20 protein-coding genes are annotated in these 25,246 nt (G+C 38.5%); 12 read left to right on the top strand and 8 right to left on the bottom strand.

Annotated elements, in window-relative coordinates; genetic code table 11:
* The first annotated feature begins 3 nt into the window (after positions 1–3).
* Entirely contained in the window at positions 4–2,346 is a 2,343-nt protein-coding gene (locus tag HND50_16195; GenBank protein ID NOG46784.1) for a T9SS type A sorting domain-containing protein, read from the top strand.
* Positions 2,347–2,430: 84 nt separating this feature from the next.
* Here the strand turns inward: HND50_16195 and HND50_16200 are convergent, their stop codons facing one another.
* The 8 genes from HND50_16200 to HND50_16235 all read right to left on the bottom strand — a co-directional run bounded on the left by HND50_16200 (position 2,431) and on the right by HND50_16235 (position 13,276).
* Entirely contained in the window at positions 2,431–2,868 is a 438-nt protein-coding gene (locus HND50_16200) for a nucleoside deaminase (protein NOG46785.1), read from the bottom strand.
* A 219-nt stretch (positions 2,869–3,087) separates the two neighbouring features.
* The gene (locus HND50_16205; protein ID NOG46786.1) at positions 3,088–4,362 is read right to left on the bottom strand and encodes an aspartate aminotransferase family protein; all 1,275 of its coding nucleotides are present in this window, start codon (positions 4,360–4,362) and stop codon (positions 3,088–3,090) included.
* Positions 4,363–4,461: 99 nt separating this feature from the next.
* Entirely contained in the window at positions 4,462–5,781 is a 1,320-nt protein-coding gene (preA, locus tag HND50_16210) for an NAD-dependent dihydropyrimidine dehydrogenase subunit PreA (protein ID NOG46787.1), read from the bottom strand.
* Positions 5,782–5,885: 104 nt separating this feature from the next.
* Positions 5,886–7,211 (bottom strand): FAD-dependent oxidoreductase, encoded by a 1,326-nt coding sequence (locus tag HND50_16215; protein NOG46788.1) that lies wholly within the window; start codon positions 7,209–7,211, stop codon positions 5,886–5,888.
* 201 nt (positions 7,212–7,412) lie between these two features.
* Entirely contained in the window at positions 7,413–8,246 is an 834-nt protein-coding gene (locus HND50_16220) for an acyltransferase (protein NOG46789.1), read from the bottom strand.
* Positions 8,247–8,458: 212 nt separating this feature from the next.
* Positions 8,459–9,838, bottom strand: coding sequence for a dihydropyrimidinase (hydA, locus tag HND50_16225; protein NOG46790.1), 1,380 nt, complete (start codon positions 9,836–9,838; stop codon positions 8,459–8,461).
* Positions 9,839–9,970: 132 nt separating this feature from the next.
* Positions 9,971–11,704: an NCS1 family nucleobase:cation symporter-1 gene (locus tag HND50_16230; GenBank protein ID NOG46791.1), complete on the bottom strand. Its 1,734-nt coding sequence runs from the start codon at positions 11,702–11,704 to the stop codon at positions 9,971–9,973.
* 117 nt (positions 11,705–11,821) lie between these two features.
* Positions 11,822–13,276: a CoA-acylating methylmalonate-semialdehyde dehydrogenase gene (locus HND50_16235; GenBank protein ID NOG46792.1), complete on the bottom strand. Its 1,455-nt coding sequence runs from the start codon at positions 13,274–13,276 to the stop codon at positions 11,822–11,824.
* Positions 13,277–13,520: 244 nt separating this feature from the next.
* On the opposite strand from HND50_16235, the gene HND50_16240 reads away from it, so the two are divergent.
* The 11 genes from HND50_16240 (at position 13,521) to HND50_16290 (ending at position 25,230) form a co-directional block, all read left to right on the top strand.
* Positions 13,521–14,768, top strand: coding sequence for a geranylgeranyl reductase family protein (locus tag HND50_16240; GenBank protein NOG46793.1), 1,248 nt, complete (start codon positions 13,521–13,523; stop codon positions 14,766–14,768).
* Between the two features lie 111 nt (positions 14,769–14,879).
* A complete protein-coding gene (locus HND50_16245; protein ID NOG46794.1) occupies positions 14,880–15,401 on the top strand; it encodes a hypothetical protein in 522 nt (173 codons plus the stop codon).
* 22 nt (positions 15,402–15,423) lie between these two features.
* The gene (locus HND50_16250) at positions 15,424–15,741 is read left to right on the top strand and encodes a hypothetical protein (protein NOG46795.1); all 318 of its coding nucleotides are present in this window, start codon (positions 15,424–15,426) and stop codon (positions 15,739–15,741) included.
* A 245-nt stretch (positions 15,742–15,986) separates the two neighbouring features.
* A complete protein-coding gene (locus HND50_16255; GenBank protein ID NOG46796.1) occupies positions 15,987–17,306 on the top strand; it encodes a GTPase in 1,320 nt (439 codons plus the stop codon).
* Positions 17,307–17,589: 283 nt separating this feature from the next.
* Positions 17,590–18,471: a hypothetical protein gene (locus tag HND50_16260; protein NOG46797.1), complete on the top strand. Its 882-nt coding sequence runs from the start codon at positions 17,590–17,592 to the stop codon at positions 18,469–18,471.
* Between the two features lie 227 nt (positions 18,472–18,698).
* Positions 18,699–19,655, top strand: a complete 957-nt coding sequence (locus tag HND50_16265) for a glycoside hydrolase family 5 protein (GenBank protein ID NOG46798.1) — start codon at positions 18,699–18,701, stop codon at positions 19,653–19,655.
* 37 nt (positions 19,656–19,692) lie between these two features.
* Positions 19,693–21,888, top strand: a complete 2,196-nt coding sequence (locus HND50_16270) for a T9SS type A sorting domain-containing protein (protein NOG46799.1) — start codon at positions 19,693–19,695, stop codon at positions 21,886–21,888.
* A 40-nt stretch (positions 21,889–21,928) separates the two neighbouring features.
* Complete coding sequence (locus tag HND50_16275) at positions 21,929–22,963, top strand: glycoside hydrolase family 5 protein (protein NOG46800.1); 1,035 nt, start codon at positions 21,929–21,931, stop codon at positions 22,961–22,963.
* Positions 22,964–23,119: 156 nt separating this feature from the next.
* Positions 23,120–23,881, top strand: a complete 762-nt coding sequence (locus tag HND50_16280; protein ID NOG46801.1) for an NYN domain-containing protein — start codon at positions 23,120–23,122, stop codon at positions 23,879–23,881.
* A 97-nt stretch (positions 23,882–23,978) separates the two neighbouring features.
* Complete coding sequence (locus tag HND50_16285) at positions 23,979–24,521, top strand: GNAT family N-acetyltransferase (GenBank protein NOG46802.1); 543 nt, start codon at positions 23,979–23,981, stop codon at positions 24,519–24,521.
* 13 nt (positions 24,522–24,534) lie between these two features.
* The gene (locus tag HND50_16290) at positions 24,535–25,230 is read left to right on the top strand and encodes a CPBP family intramembrane metalloprotease (GenBank protein ID NOG46803.1); all 696 of its coding nucleotides are present in this window, start codon (positions 24,535–24,537) and stop codon (positions 25,228–25,230) included.
* Positions 25,231–25,246: the final 16 nt, after the last annotated feature.

A 25,246-nucleotide genomic window follows, 5' to 3' on the forward strand; every position in this document is an offset into this window, starting at 1 on the left:
AGTTTGTTTAAAATTCTTAGTTACCCGATTATTTATGCCGATATTTCTTTAATGCTATTAAACAAATTTTCATATAAAAAACTACTTCCTGCCTGGATTATTTTATTGATTGTTCCCGGTTTTACCGTAAATCAAAACTATCCTGGAAATTACGAAAAGACTAATTCAATTCCTGCCGGATATTATGACAGTGCTTCCGGTAAAACAGGCGTAGCGTTAAATAATGCCTTACATCAAATCATAAAGAATCATACAAAATTTCCATACACTTCAACTTCTACCGATGTATGGGATATTTTGATGGACACAGATGAAGACACCACAAACGCCAACAATGTAATCTTGCTTTACAGTGGACGTTCCCAGGACAAAAGCCTTAACGGCAGTCTTGGCCCGGATGGTGACTATTGGAATCGGGAACATGTCTGGTCAAAATCACATGGTTTTCCAAATGAATCGGATACTGCCTACACAGACGTTCATCATTTGCGCCCATGCGATGCCTCGATAAATAGTTCAAGAAGTAATAAGGATTTTGATAATGGCGGTACAGCCCATTCTGAAGCAACAGGTTGTTTTAGTGATTCTGACTCCTGGGAACCTCGTGATGAAGTAAAAGGTGATGTTGCACGAATGATGTTTTATATGGAAGTCCGTTATGAAAATGATGGCAACTATGATCTTGAATTGCAGGAATCAATTCCCAGCAGCGGACCTAATTTTGCAAAACTCTCGGTTCTTCAGGCATGGCACCAACAAGACCCGGTAGATAATTGGGAAATTATACGCAACGACAAAATTTTTGGCTATCAAGGTAACCGCAATCCTTTTATAGATCATCCGGAATATGTGGATTTGATTTGGGGAAGTTCCGGCGTAAAAGGTGAACCAACAAATCACGCAAATAGTTTTTCTGCAAGCCCTGTAGGAACAACAATTAACTTATCCTGGACTGACGCCATTGGCGATACATTGCCGGACTTCTATCTGATAAAAGCTTCAACAGTAAATTTTGCAGCGATTAACGATCCAACAGACGCAACTAGCGAAGCTGATGACGAAGATTTATCTGACGGTGGTGGCGCAAAAAATGTATCGTACGGTGTAAAAAGCTTTTCTTTTACAAATCTTAACCCGAACACGACTTATTATTTTAAGATCTACTCTTACTCCAACAGCGCCTCCAATATTAATTATAAGACGGATGGTACGATTGAAACAACCTCTGCATTAAGTGGAGAGGCGAGTGAAACTGCAGATGACTTATTTATTTCTGAATATGTAGAGGGAAGCAGTGGTTCTAACAAATATCTTGAAATTTATAATGGTACCGGTGGCAGTGTAGATTTAGGTATTTATGATATTCAAATCTATTTCAATGGAAGCACTAGCGCCGGAACTACAATTAGCCTTTCGGGAACAATTTTGCAGAATGATGCTTTTGTGATCGCCCATTCATCCGCAACAAATTGGCCCGGTTCTGCAGATTTGTCCTCAGGAAGTTTAAGTTTTAACGGAAATGATGCGGTTGTTCTACGAAAAAACAGCTCTGACCTTGACATAATTGGGCAAATAGGTAATGGCTCCAATTTGTATAATGACCGCACTTTGCAGCGCAGTTCCAGCGTTACCGGACCGGTAGCAATTTATAACAGTTCAGAATGGTCCGATCTTGCAGAAAGTTATGATGATTTAGGACAACATACTTTTGATTCAGCATTGCCTGTGGAATTGATTTCATTTAGAGGAAATTATTTTCGGGACCAAATTGCGTTGGTCTGGCAAACAGCCTCTGAAGTTGATAACGCCGGATTTATTTTAGAGAAATCTGAGAATAATGGCCCGTTTCATGAGATTGCCTCATGGAGAAATAATGATGATCTAGTTGGACTTGGTACTTCTTCACAAAGCCAAACATATACTTTTACCGATTTTGAAATCCGTGAAGGCGATATTTACATTTACCGTTTGTGGGATGAGGATTTTGCAGGTTCTAAACAATTGAATGCGGAAATCACAGTTGTTGCATCAATTGAAATCAAATTTGTTGATCAGCAATTCTTGCCCGAATCTACAAGTTTATTGTCCAACTATCCAAATCCGTTCAATCCAATCACCTACATTCCATTTGAATTGGTCAAGGCAACTTCTCCAAAAATATTGATTCATGATATCCAGGGCAGGCTAATTAAAGAATTTCTTTTGGGTGATCTGGGAATAGGGCGTTTTGAAATTACCTGGGATGGGACAAATAATTTGCTCCAACATGTAAGCTCTGGTATTTATATTTATACTTTGGTTACAGAAAATTTTAACCAAAGCCGGCGCATGTTACTTCTGCGATAATTTGCACCCTGAGCATGTCGAAGGGGAGCTTGTTGAGCATGCGAAATCCCGGCGCGTCGGGATCGAAGAAAGCCTGCTTAAAGTTTACACTCCAATATCTTCATTCCAAAGCTCAGGTTTATCTTTAATAAAATTGGTTATAAGTTCAATGCACAATTTATCTTGAAGAACTTTTATATTCACTCCGCGGGATTTAAGCAATTTTTCTTCACCCAAAAAGGTATTATTTTCACCGATTATAACAGTTGGTATTTTGTAGAGTAAAATAGCACCGGAACACATTGAGCAGGGTGAAAGTGTGGTGTAAAGAGTGCATTGCCGGTATATTTCAGCAGATTGTCTTCCGGCATTTTCCAGGGCATCCATTTCTCCATGAAGTGTTGGGCTGCCCGATTGAATACGGCGGTTGTGGCCTCGGCCGATTATTTTATTTTTATAAACCAGCACAGAGCCAATGGGAATTCCACCTTCCTCTAAGCCCTTCTCGGCTTCTTCAATTGCTACCTGCATGAATTTATCCAAAGTGAATTCCCAGTATTTTTAGAACTAATGTTTGTCATTCCCGAATGTTTCAATCGGGAATCTATTTTTAAGATTCCTGCTTAAAGCTTGCAGGAATGACAAGATCTTTTAAAATCTCAACATGACAAATACTATAGTGTCATTCTGAGCGAAAGCAGAGAAGCGAAGAATCCCCTTCCCGGTTGGGATGCTTCGCTATTACTCAGCATGATAATTATGTTAGCACTTCGCCAAAGCAGCGTCCATAACACGGATAAACTCATCAATCTCAGTTTTAGAAATATTCAATGGTGGCGCAATCCGCACAACATTTCCATGAAGTCCGCCCTTACCAATAAGAACATTTTGTTTTTTTGCTTCTTCAAAAAGTTTACCAACAGTTGCCGGATCGGGGGTTTTGTTTTCGCCAACAAATTCCAACGCCTGCATTAAGCCCATACCACGAACATCACCAATCGCGGGATATTTTTCTTTTAGGCCATTCAAGCCATCGCGCAGTATTTGGCCCATTTCATACGCATTTTGAGCGAGTTTTTCTTCTTCCATAACTTCTATGGTTGCCAGGGCCGCCGCCATAGAAACCGGATTACCGCCAAATGTGGAAATGGTTAATCCTGTAAAACTATCGGCAATATCTGTGCGAGCAATTGTTGCCCCGATCGGTGTGCCGTTGGCCATGCCTTTTGCAGCGGTCATCATATCCGGTTCTACGCCATAATGCTCAATTCCAAACATGCGTTTTCCAGTTCGGCCAAATCCTGTTTGTACTTCATCACTTATAAAAACACCGCCATATTTTTTGATAATCGGAACAGCAACTTCAAAATATTCTTTTGGAGGAGTGATAAATCCACCAACACCCTGAATAGGTTCTGCCAGAAACCCTGCAATTTGCCCGGAGGTTGTTGTCATGATCAATTCTTCAATATCCTGGGCACATTTTATTTCACAAGATGGATATTCTAATCCAAGAGGGCAACGGTAACAATATGGATTTACAGCATGTTTAATTCCTGCATCCTGCACGCCGCCGTGACGCCATGGAGCATGCGCCGTTAAAGTCATTGCCAGCATGGAACGGCCGCTGTATCCGTGCCGCAAAGCAATCAGTTCCTGGTTGCCTGTAAAATGACGCGCCATAAAAACAGCAGTTTCGTCCGCTTCTGTGCCGCTGCTAGTAAAGAATGTTTTTTGTAGTTTGCCGGGTGTAATTTGCGCCAACTTCTCTGCAAGCTTCCCAATATTTTCAGTTGGATACAAAGTGGATGTATGCTGTAGTTTATCAACTTGCTCTTTTATTTTGGAAGTAACTTTTGGGTTACAATGCCCAACACTCACAGTAAGAATACCTCCAAAAAAATCCAGATATTTATTGCCGTCTGCATCGAACAAATAGCAACCTTCTCCATGATCGAGGGCTAAAGGTTCCTTATAATAATTGGCAACGCTGGGAAACAGGTAATCTTTGTGTCTTTTTAAAATATCGTTTTTCATGATTGATCCTCTTGTTTAAATATTGTTCCCTGAGCCTGTCGAAGGGAACTGATTCTGTAGTGGTTTCAGACTTCGACAAGCTCAGTCATCACATATTTTCTATTTCTTAAAAGCATCACCGGGTTTTGGTACAAAATGCCCTATACCACCGGCAAGTTTATCATTAAAAGTCTTTGGGATATCATCTTTGTCGGTTCGTTCTTTCCAGGTAACTTCCTCTTTGCCGGAATCAACCTGTTTCATGGTGATACATTCTTCAACCGGGCAAACCAAAGAGCAGAGATTGCAACCCACACAATTCTCATCAATTATGTATGGAATCCTTGTGTCCTTATTTAAACCAATCGCCTGATGCGCGCCATGATCACAAGCCACATAACATAGATCACAGCCTATACATTTTGAGTCATTAATATCAGCAATCACTTTATAGCTTAGATTTAGGTTTTCCCAGGATTTTACATTTGGCAGGGCAAGGCCAACCATTTCATCCACTGTATTAAAACTTTTATCGATCATATACTGCTCAAGGCCGCTGATCATTTCACGGATAATTCCAAATCCATAATGCATAACAGCTGTGCAAACCTGAACATTTGCTGAGCCAAGAAGAATATATTCAACAGCATCCCGCCAGTTTTCTATGCCTCCAATTCCTGAAATAGGCAGATTAGTTAGTTCATCCTGTGCACATTCTTTAACCATATTTAGGCCGATTGGTTTTACAGCCGGACCGCAATAACCGCCATTTGTACTTTTACCATCCACAACCGGGTAAGGGACAAAGTTGTCGATATCCACACCCACAAGGCTTTGCACTGTATTGATCAAGGAAATGGCATCTGCATTACCAGCTTTTGCTGCTCGCGCCGGAACGCGAATATCCGTAATATTTGGGCTCAATTTTACAATAACCGGAACATTGGCAACTTCCATCACCCATTTTGTTAGGGTTGTTAAAACATCAGGATTTTGACTTACAGCTGAGCCCATGCCGCGTTCGCACATTCCATGCGGACAGCCAAAATTGAGTTCAATCCCGTCACAGCCGGCATTCTCAACATCTTTTACAATCTGATGCCATTCTGCCTTGCTTTGCACCATCAGAGAAGCAACGACAGCATGATCCGGAAAATGCTTTTTGACCTCTTCAATATCATCAAGATTATCTTTTAATGGCCGGTCGGTAATCAGCTCGATGTTATTTAAGCCGACGAGACGTTTGTCTTTATAATTTACACCGCCATAGCGGCTGGAGACATTTACAATTGGAACGCCCAGTGTTTTCCATACAGCGCCACCCCAACCGGCATCAAAGGCTTTCATTACCTGATAGCCTGAGTTTGTAGGCGGGGCAGAAGCCAGCCAAAATGGGTTGGGTGATGTGATTCCGGCAAAATTTGTTTTTAAATCCGGCATTTATTTTTCTCCTCAAGTGTTTTATTTAACAGGGAGACGCTGAGGACAAGAGAAAACAACATGTTAAAAAAACTCAGTGTACTCTGTGCCTCTGTGTTTTAATTTTAACGGGCTTCTAAAAATTCAATAATTCCCTTTGCAGCAAGTTTACCTTCAGCGGCAGCGTTTACAACTTCTTTGCCACCATTAAGCGCATCACCTGCAGCAAAATATTTTGGATTATCTGTCTGGCAGGTTTGTTCATTCACAACAATCTTTCCGCTTTTATCCAGATTGATATTTTCGATTGAATCCAAAAAATCCACAAACTTGGATTGCCCGGTCGCCCGGATCACCATATCACAAGGCAGAATATGCTCGCTATCTTTGATTGGTTCCACTTTGCCGTTAACTACATTGGTGCGGATAAATTTTACACCTTCTACTTTTTTATCTCCCAAAATTTCCATTGGCGCAATATTAAAAATTCCAAAGACGCTAACGCTTTTCGCCAGGTCATACTCAAAATCATAGGCAGGCATTTCTCCTTTAGATCGTCTGTAACAAAGCGCCACGGTTTCAGCACCCATACGCGCCGCCTCCGAGGCTGCATCCATTGCAGTATTTCCTCCACCAAGTACAAGTACATTTTGACCAACCAAAGTTTTCTGTTTTTTTATACGAATGTCTTTTATGAAATTGATGGCGCCAAAATAATTCTCTAAATCCTCACCAGAAATATTTAATTCACCCGTGGTTCCAAGGCCAATGGCCAAAAGAATCGCATCATAGTCTTTTTCAAGATTTTTAAGTGCTTGAGGATTAATATGTGAATTATATTGCACATTATATCCAAAAGTTTTTTGCAGATAATCCATTTCTGATAAAACAGTTTCATTATCAATTTTATACGGGGCAACGCCATAAAGCGTTAATCCGGATGGTTTATCGTTAGCCTCAAAAATATCCACACCAAAACCGGCCAATCGTAACTCACACGCTGCAGAAATCCCTGCCGGACCGGCGCCGATTATGGCGACTTTCTTGTTAGTATCTTTTTGCGGGATAAACAATTTGCTATTTTCTTTGATTGCATTGTCGGTTGCAAAAGCCTGAAGCCTTCCTATCTCGATTGGTTTAATGTTTTGCTCTGTAAACACGCAGGAGCCTTCGCACAAAACTTCAGTGGGACATACCTGGCCGCAAGCTTTGCCGAAATAGTTTGCGCTGTAAATTGTCCTTGCTGAACCTTTAATATTTCCCGAATGTATTTGCCGAATAAATAAAGGAATATCTATCCCGGTTGGGCAAGCCTTGATGCATGGCGCATCGTAGCAGAACAAACAACGGCCACTTTCTACATGGGCCTCTGTATTGTTCATTAGCGGTTTAATCTGTTTAAAATTTTCCTGGTATTCTTTTTCTGTTTTTGGCCGTTTAAATTCCGGCATACATTCTCCATTTTTTATTGCGGTGTTACAATCTCTAATAAAATCACAAAAAACAAATCATAAAAATCAAACAAATCAACAAAGAATAAAACCCAATGACCTAAACTTAGAAAACACCAGTTTGAAATTTAGAAATTGTTTTTGTCATTTATTTGTTATTTGTAGTTTGCGATTTGTGATTTCAAAAGTTCCGGATTTATTCTATAATTCTACCAATTTTTGGTAGGTCTCCGGACGGCGGTCTCTGAAAAATTGCCAGGTAGAACGAACCTCTTCTATCATATCCAAATCAAATTCGGAAATAAGCAATTCATCATTGTCTTCAGAAGCTTCCGCTAAAATCTGCCCTTTTGGATCAACAAAATAAGAAGTACCATAAAATTTACCCAGATTCCAGGGTTTCTCAGTACCGACACGATTGATACAGCCCATAAAATATCCATTGGCAACCGCATGGGCAGGTTGTTCTAATTTCCATAAATATTGTGAGAGCCCTGCAACTGTGGCTGATGGATTATAAACAATCTCTGCACCATTTAATCCAAGGATACGTGCACCATCAGGGAAGTGGCGGTCATAGCAAATATAAACACCCACTTTGGCATATTTTGTCTGGAACACCGGATAACCCATATTGCCAGGTTTAAAGAAAAACTTCTCCCAAAATCCGGATGTATGAGGGATGTGATTTTTGCGGTATTTGCCAAGATATTTCCCGTCGGCATCAATTACGGCTGCAGTGTTGTATAAAAATCCAGCTTGTTCTTTTTCAAAAACAGGGATAACCATAACCATGTTATATTTTTTGGCATAAACAGACAGCTCTTCAGTAATTCGGCCTGGAACCGGCTCTGCAGAGTCATACCATGCTGCATCTTGTCCGGGGCAAAAATATGGTGTATTAAAAATTTCCTGAAGGCAGAGAATTTGGACGCCATTTTTACCGGCCTCTTCAATATAAGGAACATGCTTTTCTTCCATAGCCGTCATTATTTCTTCTATGCTTCCGTCGCCTTCCGATTTTGGAATACTCATTTGTATCAAGCCTGATTTGATCAATCGTGGCATTTTCTTCCTCCGCATTTAATATTAAAAGAACAAACTCACCGCAGAGACGCAGAGTTTTCTGAGAAATATACTTAGGTATATTATTTCAAAGTTTAGCACTTCAAAAAACACTTTTGATATTTAGTTTAAGTTTTTCTCGGCGTTCTTTGCGCCTCTGTGTTATTAATAATAATTGAATATCAAACCACCTTAGAAGCCTGGCTCCGTTTTATAAAACGGCCATAACCCTTGTTGATAAGAACCTGGCCATTGTCGATTGCAACTTTTCCACGCATCAAAACCGTTTTAGTTTTGCCAGTTACTTCCCAGCCTTCATACCCTGAATAATCACAATTATGATGATGCGTTTTTGCTGAAATCGTGTGTTTTTCATTTGGGTCAAGAATAACTATATCTGCATCTTTACCAATGGCTATTGATCCTTTTTTATCCATCCCAAAGATTTTAGCTGCATTGGTCGATGTCACTTCAACAAATTTGTTCATGCTGATTTTGCCTTTTTTAACACCCTCGGAAAAAAGTAATTCCAAACGGTGCTCAATGGCAGGATGGCCATTAGGGATTTTTGCAAAATCATCTTTGCCCATTTCCTTTTGTTCCATAAAGAAAGGGCAGTGGTCAGTACCAACAACATTCACCAAACCCTGGTTTATCCCGGCCCACAAAGTGGCCTGGTCTTTTGGCTGACGGAGCGGTGGACTCATTACCCATTTTGAGCCTTCAAAACCATCTTTTTCGTAAAGGGAAGCATCGAGCAGCAAATACTGAACGCATGTTTCAACAAAAACTTTTTGATTGCGTCGAGTGGAATTTCGCACCTGGTTGAGCGCGCCTTCGCAAGTAAGATGCACGATATAGGCTGGAACATCTGTATATTCAGCCATATCAATAAATCGCCCGGACGCTTCGGCCTCTGTTACTTCCGGCTGAGATAAATAATGATAAAGCGGTGAAAGCTTCCCTTCAGATTGGTGCTTGGCAATAAGGTGGTCAATCATGTCACCATTTGTAGCATGGACTGTCACCATACCGCCTTGTTTTTTAACTTCGTGCATTAGGCCTACCATTTGGCCATCATCAACCATTAAAGCCCCTTTATAGGCCATAAATGTTTTAAAGGATGTTATTCCATCAGCAATTAGTTTGCTTACTTCCTTTTTAGTTTCAGGATTAAAATCAGTTACAGCCAGGTGGTAAGAATAATCGCCATAAGCATTTCCTTCAGACTTTTTATTCCATTCGTCTACTGCAGAATACATTGATTGGCCCTGAACCTGAATGGCAAAATCTATAATAGATGTTGTACCACCGTGTAAAGCGGCCTTGGTTCCGGTCTCATAATTATCGCTGGAAAAGGTGCCCATAAATGGCAAATCGAGATGTACATGCGGATCAATGCCACCGGGAAAAACATATTTCCCTTGTGCATCTATTACCTGGTCTGCATTTACATTTAAATTTTTCCCTATTGCCGAAATGGTTTCTCCTTCAATAAAAATATCAGCTACAAAATCATCCGCTGCTGTAAAAACCCGTCCGTTTTTTATTAAGATTGACATTTTTTAGTCCTTTCTGCTTATCATACTCTTGATCTATACAATATCGATGTCATTCTGAGCGGCACGCATTTAAGCGAAGAATCCCTTTCCCGGAGGGGATGCTTCGTGCCTCAGCATGACATGACAATTGGATTAATTAACATCCGGGATTTTATAAATTACTTTATACAAAACATAATAAACCACAAAGGAAATCAGAAAACCGGTAAACCAGGATAAGCTGTATAAAAAGTTCAAAGCTGGAACCCAATAACCAATCAAAGCCAGCAAAATGCCAGTTAAGAAGGCAAGTACGGCTGCAATATTAAAACCGCTTGAGTAAGAGTATTCGCCCTTAGGATTATATAACTCAGCCAGATTTAATTCTTTTTTGCGGATTATAAAATAATCGCATAAAAGGATACCCAGAACCGGCCCGAGCAAACCACTTACAAAAATCAGAATACTGCTTATCTCATCTAATAACCACCATGGCATGATAATAATCCCGATAATTCCGGTTATTAATCCGCCTTTACGAAAATCTAATTTCTTTGGAAGAAGATTGGCAAAAGCATTAGCCGGCGCTATAACATTGGCCGCAATATTCGTGCTTAAAGTGGCAATAATCATAAAAACCTGAGAAATAATTACAACGATGGGATTTTCAAATCGTGCCAACAAAGAAACAGGATCCCATGGTGCATCCTGGGCAATTAGAATATCTTCAAAATTGGTAATCGCTGCAAAAGTGACAAAAATTCCAACAAACGAATATAGGATCATAGTTCCGGGTAAGCCTAAAAACTGACCGATAACCTGTTCTTTTTGGGTATGAGCATATCGTGTAATATCGGCAATACTCAAAGACATTGTAGCCCAAAATCCTACCATTGCTGTAAGCCATAAAATATAGCCCCATAATTTGTCAGAACCGTTTTCTGCCGGGGCTAAAGGGACATCAATAATCGATGATTCTACTATTCCGTTTTCAGTTAATTTGCGAAACTGAATTTGAATATTGGGATTTTCAGAGCTATTAAAATGAGAAAGAAACACTTCGCTGTTTTCTTCTGAAATTTCTTGCCAGCCCATTGATAATGATTCCATTTGTCCATTTGAACCAAGTGTACTGATTTGAAACTCATCAGATTTATAACTGCCATCTGCATTTTTAAGCGGGCTTAAATTCACAATGTGCGTTCCACCATCTGACGAAACTGTGGCTGTAGGCTGTTCTAATTGTTGGCCTTGTTCTAAAACGGTATTAAAACTACCGGCTGTGTTGCTGCCCCAGATAATAAGCAGAATCCCAATCAATATTAATATGGGAGCGGCCCAGCTTTCCAACCAGCGAATGCTTTCAGTACCATGCCAGACAAAGTGCATATTGACTAACCAGAACAAACCAAATCCAATAAACTTTCCAAGATCCAATCCCAAAGAAGCTTCACTACCTGATAGTACATTCCATATAGCATAAAATGCCAATCCGCCAATCCAGGTTTGAACACCAAACCACCCGCAAGCAACTATTGCTCGAATAACTGCCGCGATGTGAATTCCTTTTGTTCCAAATGAAGCCCGTCCGAGAACAGGGAAGGGGATACCAAATTTTACACCGGCGTGTCCATTTAGTACCATTGGGATGGTGATTATTAAATTGGCCAACCCGATAATTATTAAGGAGGCCTGCCATGACATTCCGGATTTAATCATGTATGAGGCAAGAATATAGGTTGGGATGCAAACGGCCATTCCAATCCAGATGGATGTCAGGTTCCACAAATTCCATGTTCGTTCAGTTTGCGGTGTTGGCGCCAGGTGTTCGTTGTATAAAGGCGATGTAGAATGCTTTTGGTGAACTTCTTTTATGGCTTGGTCCATATTATCCTTTTAAAACTGTTACACGTTTCGTGTTGCAAGTTGCAAGGAAAAGCAGAATTAAATATGAAGATATTAAAAATCTATAGGAATCCTGAAACATGCATCCTGCAACTTTTTTTAGCTCATCCAGTTTATCTGGGCTTCCGGATTCCATTTTGTTGATGTCTTTTTTAGCTGTGTCCAAAACTCAATCGAACTTTTTCCGGTAATATCACTAACTCCAAATTTGGATTCATTCCAACCGCCAAAAGAAAAAGGTTCCCTTGGGACGGGAACGCCAATATTCACACCAATCATTCCCGCACTGGCGCGTTCCATAACCTGACGAGCTAATCCACCGCTTTGAGTGAAAACTCCTGCAGCATTTCCATAGTTGGAGCTATTTTCAATTGTCATTGCTTCGTCTAAATCGTTGGCCCTAATTATTGAAAGAACCGGGCCAAAAACTTCTTCTTTGGCTATGGCCATTTCGGGTTTTACAAAATCAATTACTGTTGGACCAACATAGAAACCACCTTCTTTATTTTTAACAACGGCATTGCGTCCATCTACTAGTATTTTTGCTCCTGCCTGCTCTGCTTCCGTGATGTAGCGCTCAATACGTTCTTTGGCTGCTTGAGTAATTACAGATCCAAGGTTTTCACCGGGAATTATTTTCCGCGCCTCATCACATAATTTTTCTATGATGTGATCAACCTTGCCAACACCAACCATTGCAGAGGAGGCCATACAGCGTTGTCCGGCACAACCTGACATGGATGCGGCTACATTGGATGCTGTCATTTCAACATTTGCATCAGGCAATACAATCAAATGATTTTTAGCGCCTCCAAGGGCAACACAGCGCTTAAGGTTTGAGCATGAACGTTTATAAACCACTTTGGCTATTTTTGTTGAACCAACAAAAGAGACCGCCTCTATTCCGGGATGATCGCAGATTTCTTCAACAATTTCACGTCCGCCGTTAACAACATTAAAAACGCCATGCGGCAATCCTGCTTCTTTTAAAAGTTCTGCCATTTTCATGGCACTAATAGGCACTATTTCCGATGGTTTTAAAATGATACAATTACCAAGCGCAATAGCATTTGGGATAGTCCAGTGTGGCACCATATTGGGGAAGTTAAATGGAGAAATACACGCAACAACGCCTACAGGTTTTCTTTCTACCCGGCATTCAACGCCATTGCTAACTTCCATTATTTCACCCTGAACCATTTGTGGCAGGGAGCAGGCAAATTCTGTAAGCTCAATACTTTTATCAACTTCGGCAACCGATTCTCCCATGGTTTTACCATTTTCTTCCATTACCAAAGTTGAAAGCTCTTCACGGTTTTTTTCCAGAAGCATTCGGTATTTATAAAAGACCTGTACACGATCTTTTATGGTCATAGCCGACCATTCGGGAAAAGCGCCTTGGGCAGCTTTTACAGCCAAGTCCAAATCTTCTTTCCCACTTAAAGGGACAGTAGAAATTTTGCTCCCATCTGTGGGGCAAATAACATCCATTTTTGAGGATGTAGAATTTTTAAATTGACCATTAATATAATTTTTTACTTCGGGATATTTCATTATACAATCTCCAAAAAAGTGGAATAGAAATATAAATTTAAATATTTAGGATTTAACAATTTATAACAGTAGAGAAGTGACGCGAAATATATAATAAAGGGAAGAATGTTACATGTCAATAATAATTAAGGGTTTAGAATGATTATTGAATTACTTTGAATGTATCAATCTTTTATTTGTCTGAAAAATCCAATCGACCTAAATTAATGTTTTCTGAGTATTGAAATTTTATGGATTTTGATTTATGCAAAATATTGACATACCTGTTGCAGTTCTTGGTGCCGGTCCAGGTGGTGCTACTGCGTCCATCTTTTTAGCTAAAGCAGGCATTGATCATGTAATAATCGACAAGGCAACTTTTCCCAGAGATAAAATCTGCGGCGATGCTTTGAGCGGTAAAGTGGGTGCTATCCTGAATCGGATAGACCCCGAGCTTGTGTATCAGTTGGATTCAGATGATAATAACTTCCTCAACTGTTGGGGTGTGCAGTTTGTTGCCCCCAACGGAGAAGCACTGAATATCCCTTTTGATAAAGATCCAACAGTTCAAAAATATCCGCCCGGCTTTATTTCCAAACGTGTTAATTTTGATAATTTCCTTTTTAAGCAAATCGATGAAAAATACGCAACAAAATTGATGGGTTGTGAAGTCAAAAATATCGTAACTCATAATGATAAAGTTGAAATTCAATATTTGAAGGATGGGCAGAAAAAGAGTCTGTTTACAAACATTGTAATTGGTGCAGAAGGTGACCGGTCGATAGTGGCAAAAAAACTGGCCGGGCATAAGATGGATCCACGATATTATGCTGCCGGTCTGCGTGTTTATTATGAAAATGTAACAGATATGCATCCTCAAAACTTTATTGAGCTGCATTTTATAAAAGAAGTTCTCCCGGGATATTTGTGGGTTTTTCCATTGCCAAATAATCAGGCAAATGTGGGCATCGGTATTTTATCGGAGAAAGTTAAAAGCCAGAAAATGAATCTTAAAAAGATGATGTTGAATGCATTGGAAAACAATGTCAATCTCAAAGAGCGGTTTAAAGATGCAACAATGCTTAACGATATAAAAGGTTGGGGCTTACCACTTGGTTCGATAAAAAGAAACTTGTCCGGTGAGCGTTATATGCTTGTTGGTGATGCTGCCTCATTGATAGATCCTTTTACAGGCGAAGGTATTGGGAATGCAATGATTAGCGGGCGATTTGCTGCTAACGTTGCCGAAGAGGCACTCAAAGAAAATGATTTTTCTGCTGAAACAATTAAGAAGTATGATGAGCTTGTTTACGATAAACTTTGGGATGAATTAAAACTTAGTTACACAATGCAAAGATTGATAAACCGTCCATGGCTTTTTAATTTTATTGCAAACAGAGCTGTTAAAAATAAAACCATCCAGGAAACCATGTCCACAATGTTCGATGATCTGGATATGCGGGCTAAATTAAAGTCACCCACCTTTTATTTTAAAATGTTGTTTAACCTATAAATCTTTTTCATTTTAAAATATTTACATTATTCAGACATTCTTTGACAAATTTTTGACATAACAATGTGCCGATTAGCTATTTTCCCTAAAAACAAAATAAGGGAGAATTAAATGAATAAACTTTTACTTTTATTTTTGCTTCTCGTTGTGACATGCCCATTATCAGCTCAAACATTTGATTATCCACATTTTGAATATTCGAATAAGACAGTTAGTCATAACTATTTCGATAATCAGAAACCTTTTCAGCTTTCCTTTGCACCACTTAAATTTAATAACCAAAATAAAAATAATCCCGAAACGTCTATTTGGGTAGAGCTTGGCTATATAACCGCGATGGAAACTGTTTTTACAGGGATGAGCTATCTTGCAAGCAGAGATAATGATTATGGCCCTGCAATCGCCGGAGGATTTGATCTTTTTATGGGGGGTGCCGGTATTGGAAATATTGCTGCAAACGAATCAAAGCTATTAAAAACAGGTTATATTCTAATCTCTGCAGGATTTTTAACTAAATCTCTATATAATTTTAAACTGGGTAAAGATCATTCTCAAAAGAAACGATTCTGGACAAATTTTGTAGGATTTAATGTTTTGGTTTTTACCGGTTATTTTTTAGATACTTTGAAATAATTATAGCAACAAGGAGTTTTCTGTGACGGTTCTAAAAAAAATCAATATTCTTTCAATGGCGAAATTCCATACCTTTTTTTCCGGCTTTTTCGGCTTACTTGCAGGGGTTTTATATTCTTTTGGAGGACTTGTTATTGACTCGCTTGTAACGATGGGGTTTGTGTCCCCGGCTGCTGCATCTACGTCAGGACTTAGTTATGGTACGGTGCTTGCATTTGGCGCATTAATTGGTATGCCGCTTATCTTTGCTACTGTTGGATTTGTTATTGGGCTTATTCAAGCTCTTCTCTATAACTTATTTGCAAAATGGTTCGGTGGAATTGAAATCGAAATTGAATAATAATTTTGTGTCCAATTTTTTTGATTTAAAAGTAGTCAATTTAGCACTCAGGTAACTGGGCGCCTATGTTTTTACCCCCAAAGAAAAAATCTCTCTAATGCCACTTCTTTTTTTATACCAACTAATTAAATAGAACTTTGGCAAGATAAAGCTTTTATAGCCAAAATTTTTTCGTATATTTATAATCTAAAAAGCTTTGACAATGTCGGCTTAAAACCAAACAGTAATCTAAAAAGGAGTTTTACATGGAACCCATCAGAACCCTGATAATGGGAGCAGCAGGCAGAGATTTTCACAATTTCAATGTTTTCTATAGGAACAATGCAGATTATAAAGTTATTGCTTTTACAGCAACTCAAATCCCAAATATTGACGGCAGAAAATACCCAAAAGAACTTTCCGGCGAATTATATCCGGCTGGAATTCCAATTCTCCCGGAAGAGGATTTAATTAGAATTATAAAAGATGAAAATATTGAGCAGGTCGTTTTTGCTTATAGCGATGTTTCACACCAGACAATTATGGAAAAAGCTTCAACCGTTTTGGCAGCCGGCGCCGATTTTAAACTAATGGGACAGGATAATACCGCAGTAAAATCTACAAAACCGTTGATTTCCATTTGTGCAGTACGGACAGGTGTTGGTAAAAGCCAAACAACCCGCTATGTCGTAAAACTGTTAACGGAAATGGGTTATAAAGTTGCTTCAATCCGCCACCCAATGCCTTATGGTGATTTAGCAAAACAAGCTGTTCAGCGCTTTGCAGATTACAGCGACTTGGATAAACATGAATGCACGATTGAAGAACGTGAAGAATATGAGCCGCATATCGATAATGGCGCAGTTATTTTTGCAGGTGTTGATTATGAAGCGATACTTCGTGAAGCTGAAAAAGAAGCAGATTTCATTTTGTGGGATGGTGGCAATAATGACACCTCTTTTTACCAGGCAGATTTAAGTATTGTTTTAGCTGATCCACATCGTCCCGGCCATGAAGCAAGTTATTATCCCGGTGCAGTAAATGTTCGCTTAGCCGATGCAATAATCATAAACAAAGCTGATACAGCAAATTACAGTGATGTACTGGCTGTGCGTGAAAATCTTGTAAAAATTAATCCGGATGCAATGGTTGTTGAAGCTGCATCTCCTATTTTTGTTGATGATCCTGATTCTATCCGTGGAAAAAAAGTGTTGGTTGTTGAAGATGGTCCAACTCTTACTCATGGCGAAATGGCTTATGGTGCAGGATGGATTGCAGCCCAGCGTTTTGGTGCAAAAGAGATTATTGATCCACGTCCATTTGCGGTTAAATCAATTGCTGATACATATGCTAAATATCCAAAAACCGGAAAAATTTTACCGGCAATGGGTTATGGCGGTGATATGGTTAAAGATCTTGAAGAGACTATCAATGCTTCAGATGCGGAACTGGTTGTTATTGGAACACCAATCGATTTAAGCAGGGTGTTGAAAATAAACAAACCGACCCAGCGTGTGCGTTATGAGCTTCAGGAAGTAGGCAGCCCAACCGTTGCAGAATTGATTAAAGAAAAGTTCAAAAAATAGAGATAATATTCTTGGTTTTCAGAAAGGGGTTCAAATATTTGAGCCCCTTTTTTTGTTAATAGAATGGATGCCAAAAAACCATCACACATTTCAACTATTATTTTGATAATAACCATTATATTAATGATAATTTTTTTACAGTATAAAAATAGTAAACCCTATAAAATCAACACCTGGCCGATTATTAATTCTGGCATAATTTTTGGACATTAAATTTCGATTTTCACAAGAAGCCACAATTAATTTAAATTAAAAAGCAAAACAAATTTTTTGGAGAAGAAGGATGTTTACAAAAATCAAGGTACTCTTTTTCATCTTACTAATATTGATAATAACAGGATGTAGTGAAAAATCATCTCCCACCCAAAATGACAATCCACTGGATCAAATTGAAAAAAGTTCAAAGCGTGGCCTTGCATATAATTTGACTAATGCAGCTGACCTTGATACGCTTAAAAGTGGTGTTTCCTGGTGGTATAACTGGTATTTTGAAACAGATGCTCCAGATGGTTATTATGAAGATTATCAAATGGAATTTTTACCAATGCTTTGGGGTGGTAATAAATCTGCGGACTTTACTGCAATTAAGAATTTTATTCTGGCACATCCTGAGATTGAATACTTGCTTGTTCTAAATGAGCCAAATTTAACAGACCAGGCCAATCAGACACCGGCACAAGCTGCAGCAAACTGGCCGCAATACGAACAGGTAATTGAAGAATTGGCTGCCCAGGAAAGAACGATTTATCTGGTTGGTCCGGCAATGACCTGGGGAACCATGACAAATTACTGGGATCCAGTTGTTTGGCTGGATGCTTTTTATGATGCTTATAAATCGGCAAATGGTGGACGTGATCCTAAGATTGATTATCTGGCCTTTCACTGGTACGACTATGGATTGTCTGAACAGTTAAATCGGCTGCAAAAGTATGGCAAGAAAATATGGGTAACTGAGATGGCTAACTGGAATGCTCAAATAAACTCATTTAGCAAACAAGCTGAGCAAATGCGCGAAATGGTGGCTATTTGCGAAAATAGGGATGATGTTTTCCGCTATGCCTGGTTTATCGGCCGCGGGTTTGAAAACCGATATTCATATTTGTTTAATCCATCTCCAGGTGAACTAAATGAACTTGGAAAACTATATTTAAGCTTACCATACTAAAAATGATGTAAAAATTAAAAAATGATGTAAATTTATCAACAGAAAAAATATATATAGTTGCTCTTCATTTTATAGAAAGAAACTGCTAAAATCACTTTAAAAACTGACCGAAACCGATAAAAGTTATAGATGGAGGAGGCATGCAAGACATAACAAATCACAACTGGTTTAAATATATTTCCAAAACTTTCTTTTTGATAACTCTGACAATCATTTTTTTATCCTGCATGAGTGGAAAACTTCAGAACAATTCAACAATTGTTGAAAAGTTTGGGAACCTGAGTGTTAAAGGAAATTCTATTGTAGATAAAAATGGCAAGACAGTTTCGCTGCATGGCATGAGTCTTTTCTGGAGCCAGATAAAGGGGAAATATTATAATTATGATTGTATTAAATGGCTACGTGATGATTGGAATTGTACCGTTGTTAGGGCAGCAATGGGTATCGAAGAGGCTGACTCTTTAGATGGATACCTTGTTCACAAGGAAAGAGAATTTAATAAAGTAGTAACTGTAGTTGATGCGGCAATCGATTTGGGTATCTATGTCATTGTTGACTGGCATGATCACCATGCACACGAAAACAAAGATGAAGCCATTGAGTTCTTCCAAAAAATTGCAGAGAAGTATGGTGATAAGCCAAACATTATTTATGAAATTTATAATGAGCCTATGCAAATATCATGGGCTGATGAGGTTAAACCTTACTCCGAAGAATTAATTAAAGCGATTCGTGAAATCGATCCTGATAACCTGATTATCGTCGGTACAACTACCTGGTCGCAAGATGTTGATATTGCTGCAATGGATCCTTTGCCATTCAGTAATATTGTTTATTCGTTGCATTTTTATGCAAGCAGCCATAAGCAAAATTTAAGAAATAAGGCGAAAATAGCCCTTGAAAATGGAAAAGCTTTATTTGTCTCAGAATTTGGGATTTGCGAATACACCGGAAGTGGAATAATAGATTCGGTTGAGGTTGCAGCCTGGTTTGATTTTATGGATAAAAATAATATCAGCTGGTGCAACTGGGCAATTGGAGATAAAATAGAAACATCTGCTGCACTTATAAATGGCGCTTCGCCAAAGGGTAATTGGACAGAAAAGGATATCTCCATTTCGGGAAAGATGCTGCGGGACAAAATTAAATTTCACAACAAAGGATTATTTACAACAGGGAAGTGAACCTGCAATTGTTAGTTAACTATACATGAAAAACAAAATGAAACCGTTAAGTTATGTTCGAGCTGTATTTTTGACCGTCTTGCTGTTTCGAAGTGGCTTTTCACAAGAGGTTGATCATTGGGAAACTGTTATTTATGCTGGCGATGAGTGGAGTTTTTTTGTTGGAATATCAGAACCGGCGTCAGATTGGAATTCTTTAAGTTTTAATGACTCATCCTGGGCAAAAGGTGCAGCTGGTATTGGATATGGTGATGATGATGATGAAACCGAAATAGACCCGACAATTTCTCTGTATATGCGCATCAAATTTGTTATTGAAGATGCTGATAAAATATCAAACTCCATTTTCAATATTGATTATGATGATGCTTTTGTTGCATATCTCAATGGTATGGAAATAGCCAGATCTAACATTGGTGAAACAGGCGATGTACCTGCTTACAATCAAACTTCCAATGGCCTTCATGAAGCACAGATGTACTATGGAGGAGAGCCGGATTATTCCTATCTTTCAGGTCAAAAAACCAGCGAGTTATTAAAGACCGGAAACAACATACTTGCTATTCAAATTCACAATGAGAGCATAACTTCGTCTGACATGTCCGCAATCCCTTTTTTTTCAGTTGGGATCAAAGACGATTCCTTCACTTACAGAAATGTACCATCCTGGTTTAAGCCACCCTTTAATTTTGATTCTTCCAATTTGCCAATCATTATAATTAACACAGGTGGTGAAAGCATTCCTTATGAACCCAAGATTGATGCTCAAATGGGGATTGTAAATAATGGATCCGGAAACCGAAATTATGTGACAGATTTTTATAATGAGTACGATGGTCATATTGGAATAGAAGTTAGAGGACAAAGTTCACTGGGATTTGAAAAAAAATCTTATGGACTCGAAACGAGGGATTCGCTTGGCGAAAACCTAAATGTGTCTTTGCTGGGAATGCCCAAAGAAAATGATTGGGTACTTCACGGACCTTATTCTGATAAATCGCTAATGAGAAATGCCTTAACCTATTCTTTAGCAGCAGGGCTTGGCCACTACGCACCTCGGGTGCAGTTTTGCGAGGTAGTTTTAAATGATACATACCGTGGGGTTTATGTTTTTACTGAAAAAATAAAACGGGATGATGACAGGGTAAACGTTACAAAAATGTTGCCACAAGATATAAATGAGCCCGAAGTAACCGGTGGCTATATATTCAAAAAAGATAAAGTAAATGAAGGTGACAATATTATATCGTTAACACGAGGCTTGGAATTAATAATTACTGAGCCTAAAAATGATAATATTGTACCTGAGCAAACTACCTGGCTGCTTAACTATTTAAACAGTTTTGAAAATGTATTATACGGAAATGGTGACTATACAGAATATATAAATGTTCAATCGTTTGTAGATAATTTTTTGATAGTAGAGTTTACAAAAAATATCGATGGTCTGCGTTTAAGTACATATTTTCATAAAGACAGAAATGGTAAAATTATTGCCTCACCCGTTTGGGATTATAACTTATCTCTTGGTAATGCAGATTATAATGATGGCTGGGCACCAATCGGTTGGTACTATCCTATTATCAGTAGCTGGGATAAAAATTGGTGGATTCAGCTTTTACAGGATCCTGCCTTTTATGATTCATGCAAAACACGATGGGCCGAGATTAGAAAAGGGCAATTTGCAGAATCTAATATTATTTCAATGATTGATGAATGGGTAGAATTATTAGATGAATCGCAAAAAAGGAACTTTGAATATTATAATATCCTTGGAAAGTATATTTGGCCTAATCCTGGTTTTCCCGAATCAGGGAGTTTTGGCTATGATTCCCCAACAAGTGGTGGTCCAACAACCTGGCAGGAAGAGGTAAATTATCTAAAGGATTTTATTGCAGGGCGTTTGGTTTGGATGGATGATCAACTCGAGTATGACCCGACAAGTTTGGATTTAGATGACCGACGTGAATTACAGTCATTTGAGCTTTTTCAAAACTATCCTAATCCTTTTAACGCCCAAACCACAATCCGTTTTTCACTTGGTTCAAAAAGTAATATTCTTATTACCATTTATGATACTCAGGGTAGAACTATAAAAACGATATTAAAGGCGTTGCCTGCTGGAGATCACTCTGTAAAACTGAATACTGCAGATCTTGCTAGCGGAGTGTATTTCTATAGGTTAAAATCAGGATCAATTGAAAAAAACAGGAAAATGCTCCTGCTAAAGTAAGACTGACGAAAATCATTAATCTCAATAAAATAAAGTTAAAATGACTCAATTTAAATTTTTAATCAAAGCTCTCTCTTTTATACTCATAAGTTTATCAATAACTTTTTGTTCTAACGATAGCAGCAATTCACCGGAAAGTGACAATCCGAAAACGGTTGTGGAGCTTTTGGGAAAACTGCAAACTCAGGGGAACCAGATTGTTGATAAAAATGGTGACCCAATCGCTTTGCACGGTATGAGTATGTTTTGGAGCCAATGGGCACCAAAGTTTTATAACAAAGATTGTATCCAATGGTTGTACAACGATTGGAAATGTACAATAATCCGGGCCGCACTTGCTGTAGAAGAAGGTGGGTACCTGGAAAATCCACAGGAAGAATTGGCGAAAATTGAAACGGTGGTTGAGGCTTGTATTGATTTGGGTATTTATGTGATTATAGATTGGCATAACCACCATGCTGAACAACAACCGGAAGTTGCCAAAGCATTTTTCAAACAAATGGCACAAAAATATGGCGGTTATCCCAATGTAATTTATGAAATATATAATGAGCCTTTAAACATTTCCTGGAGCCAGGTCCTGAAACCTTACTCAGAAGCGGTTATTGCAGAAATCAGATCCGAAGATCCTGACAACTTAATAATTGTAGGAACGCCCAATTGGTCGCAGGATGTTGACGTTGCCGCGCTCGATCCGATTGATGATGTGAATGTGGCGTATTCGTTGCATTATTACACCGGCACACATCGCCAGGAATTAAGGAATAAAGCCCAAAAAATGCTGGATAAAAACTTACCGATATTTGTTACTGAGTGGGGTGTATCCCAAGCGAATGCTTTAGGAAATATTGATTATGAAGAAACCCAGCGTTGGTTATATTTTGCTGATCAAAACAATCTTAGCTGGTGTACCTGGTCTGTTAATGACAAAGAAGAAACAACTTCCATCGTCAAGCCAGGCTCAAGCCCGACCGGGAACTGGAGTGAAGCTGATTTAACTGAGGCCGGTACATATGTTAAGAGCCTTATTTTAGAACGGAACGCAGCTATTTTTGAGTTATTGGAGAATGAATAATTATACCCTCAGAGGGAAAAAGCTTTCATTTGAATATATTGCTCCTTTAAAATCATTCCCCGCCATATTTAGCCTTACTTTTGATGAATTAATTAAATCGTAATTGATTAGTAAGTATCCTATCACCAAATTGGAAAAAAACAAAAACGAGAAATTATGGACTTAAAATTAGCTGTTTTAATTGACGGTGATAATATCCCATCTGCACACATCAAAGAAATGATGGAAGAAATTGCCAAGTATGGAAATCCCACAATAAAAAGAATTTATGGTGACTGGACAAAACCACATCTATCCAAATGGAAAAGTATCCTCCTTGAAAATGCCATCACACCTATCCAGCAATATGGTTACACTACCGGAAAAAATGCGACCGATTCTGCCATGATTATTGATGCAATGGATATTTTATATTCAGTAAAAGTCAACGGTTTTTGCCTGGTTTCCAGCGATAGTGATTTTACGAGATTGGCCACCCGGCTCCGTGAAGCAGGAATGCAGGTTTTTGGAATTGGGGAAAAGAAAACACCCAACCCGTTTATAGTTGCCTGCGACAAATTTATTTATATAGAAATCCTTAAAAATCAGTCGGAAGAAGGAGAGTCAGAACTTGCTGAGAGCAAAACGGCGGTAAAAGAAAATGTTGATAAAATTACTCCAAAAGTTATACGGTTAATCTCGGCGACAATTTCCGATGTGGCCGATGATGATGGCTGGGCTTTTCTGGGTGATGTTGGAAGTTTGATGCAGAAGAAGAAACCCAATTTTGATTCCAGAAATTATGGTTTTCAAAAACTGACTCCACTGATTAAATCCATTAAAGATTTTGAAGTAGAACAACGAGATAGTCCTAAAGGGCGTTTTAAACTAATTTATGTGAGAATAAAAGAAAAGCGCAGATCCAGAGTTAAAAAATAATACAAAGCACTTGTTTGTTTTAAGTTGAGGGATTCATAAATTTGAATCCCTTTTTTATTTAAAAATATTGAAAAGAGAAAAGCATCAAATTTAGATCATGGAAAAATATATCTTTAAATCAGAACGTTTAGGATTTCGGTATTGGAAAGATAGTGATTTAAAACCCTTTGCAGATATGACTGCTGACGCTGAGATAATGAAATATTATCCAAAAATTTTAACATTTGCGGAAAGCGGGAATCTAATCGAAAAGATAAAACAGCATTTTGATATTAATGGATTTGGTTTGCATGCAGTTGATATTCTCGAGAGCAATAAATTTATAGGATATATCGGATTTATGAAACCAAGTTTTGAATCCTTTTTTACACCGTGTACTGAAATTGGCTGGAGACTTTCAAAGGAAGAATGGAACAATGGGTTTGCCACCGAAGGTGCTGAAAGATGTTTGGAGTTTGGATTTAAAGAGTTGGGCTTTTCAGAAATTTATTCTTTTACTTCAACAGTTAATAAAGCATCGGAAAGAGTTATGCAGAAAATTGGGATGCAAAAAATCGGGGAATTTGACCATCCAAACCTTGATAATAAAAGTCAGTTAAAAAGGCATGTTTTATATGTAATAAGAGGAACATATGAATAGACCTTTGAAAAAAATGGGATTTGTGTTTTCGTATTCGATATATATCTTTTTTGCTCTTTTATTGTTTTTAATTACAAATTATTTAATACCCTTTTTATCAGATTTTAGCGGCCAGGAGCCAATACTCTTTTGGTTTATTTGTTCCGGAATTGGGGTTTTTCTTCCATTGCTCATTCTTGCCGCCATCATTCTTAAAAAAGAAGGCTTGGCATTTACAAAAGAAACATGGAGCGAGAGGCTACGCTTTAGAAAGCTGACACGGAATGATTTATTGTGGACGTTCGGCAGCATACTGATTGTTATGATTTTAAGTGGATTGGTGATGAAAGGTTTAGAATGGGTTATTGGCAGTTTTGATCATTCGCCTCCATTTATGTCTTTTGAACCTTTGTCGTCAGGAAGGTATTGGATTCTTGCTGTTTGGGTTCCGTATTGGTTTTTAAATATTATGGGCGAAGAAATCCTTTGGCGGGGTGTTATGCTTCCCCGGCAGGAAATATCATTTGGCAAATATGCCTGGTTATTGCATGGTTTAGGCTGGTGGGTATTTCACATTGCTTTTGGTTGGCAGCTGTTAATTACATTGCTCCCGCTCATTTTTATTCAATCGTACGTTGTTCAAAAAACACAAAATTCCTGGACCGGGGTAATTATGCATGGTGGAATAAACGGTCCCAGTTTTATTGCCATTTCCCTGGGGCTAATTTAAAAAAATAATCAAGCTT

The sequence above is a fragment of the Calditrichota bacterium genome (assembly GCA_013112635.1).
Lineage (GTDB): Bacteria > Calditrichota > Calditrichia > Calditrichales > J004 > JABFGF01.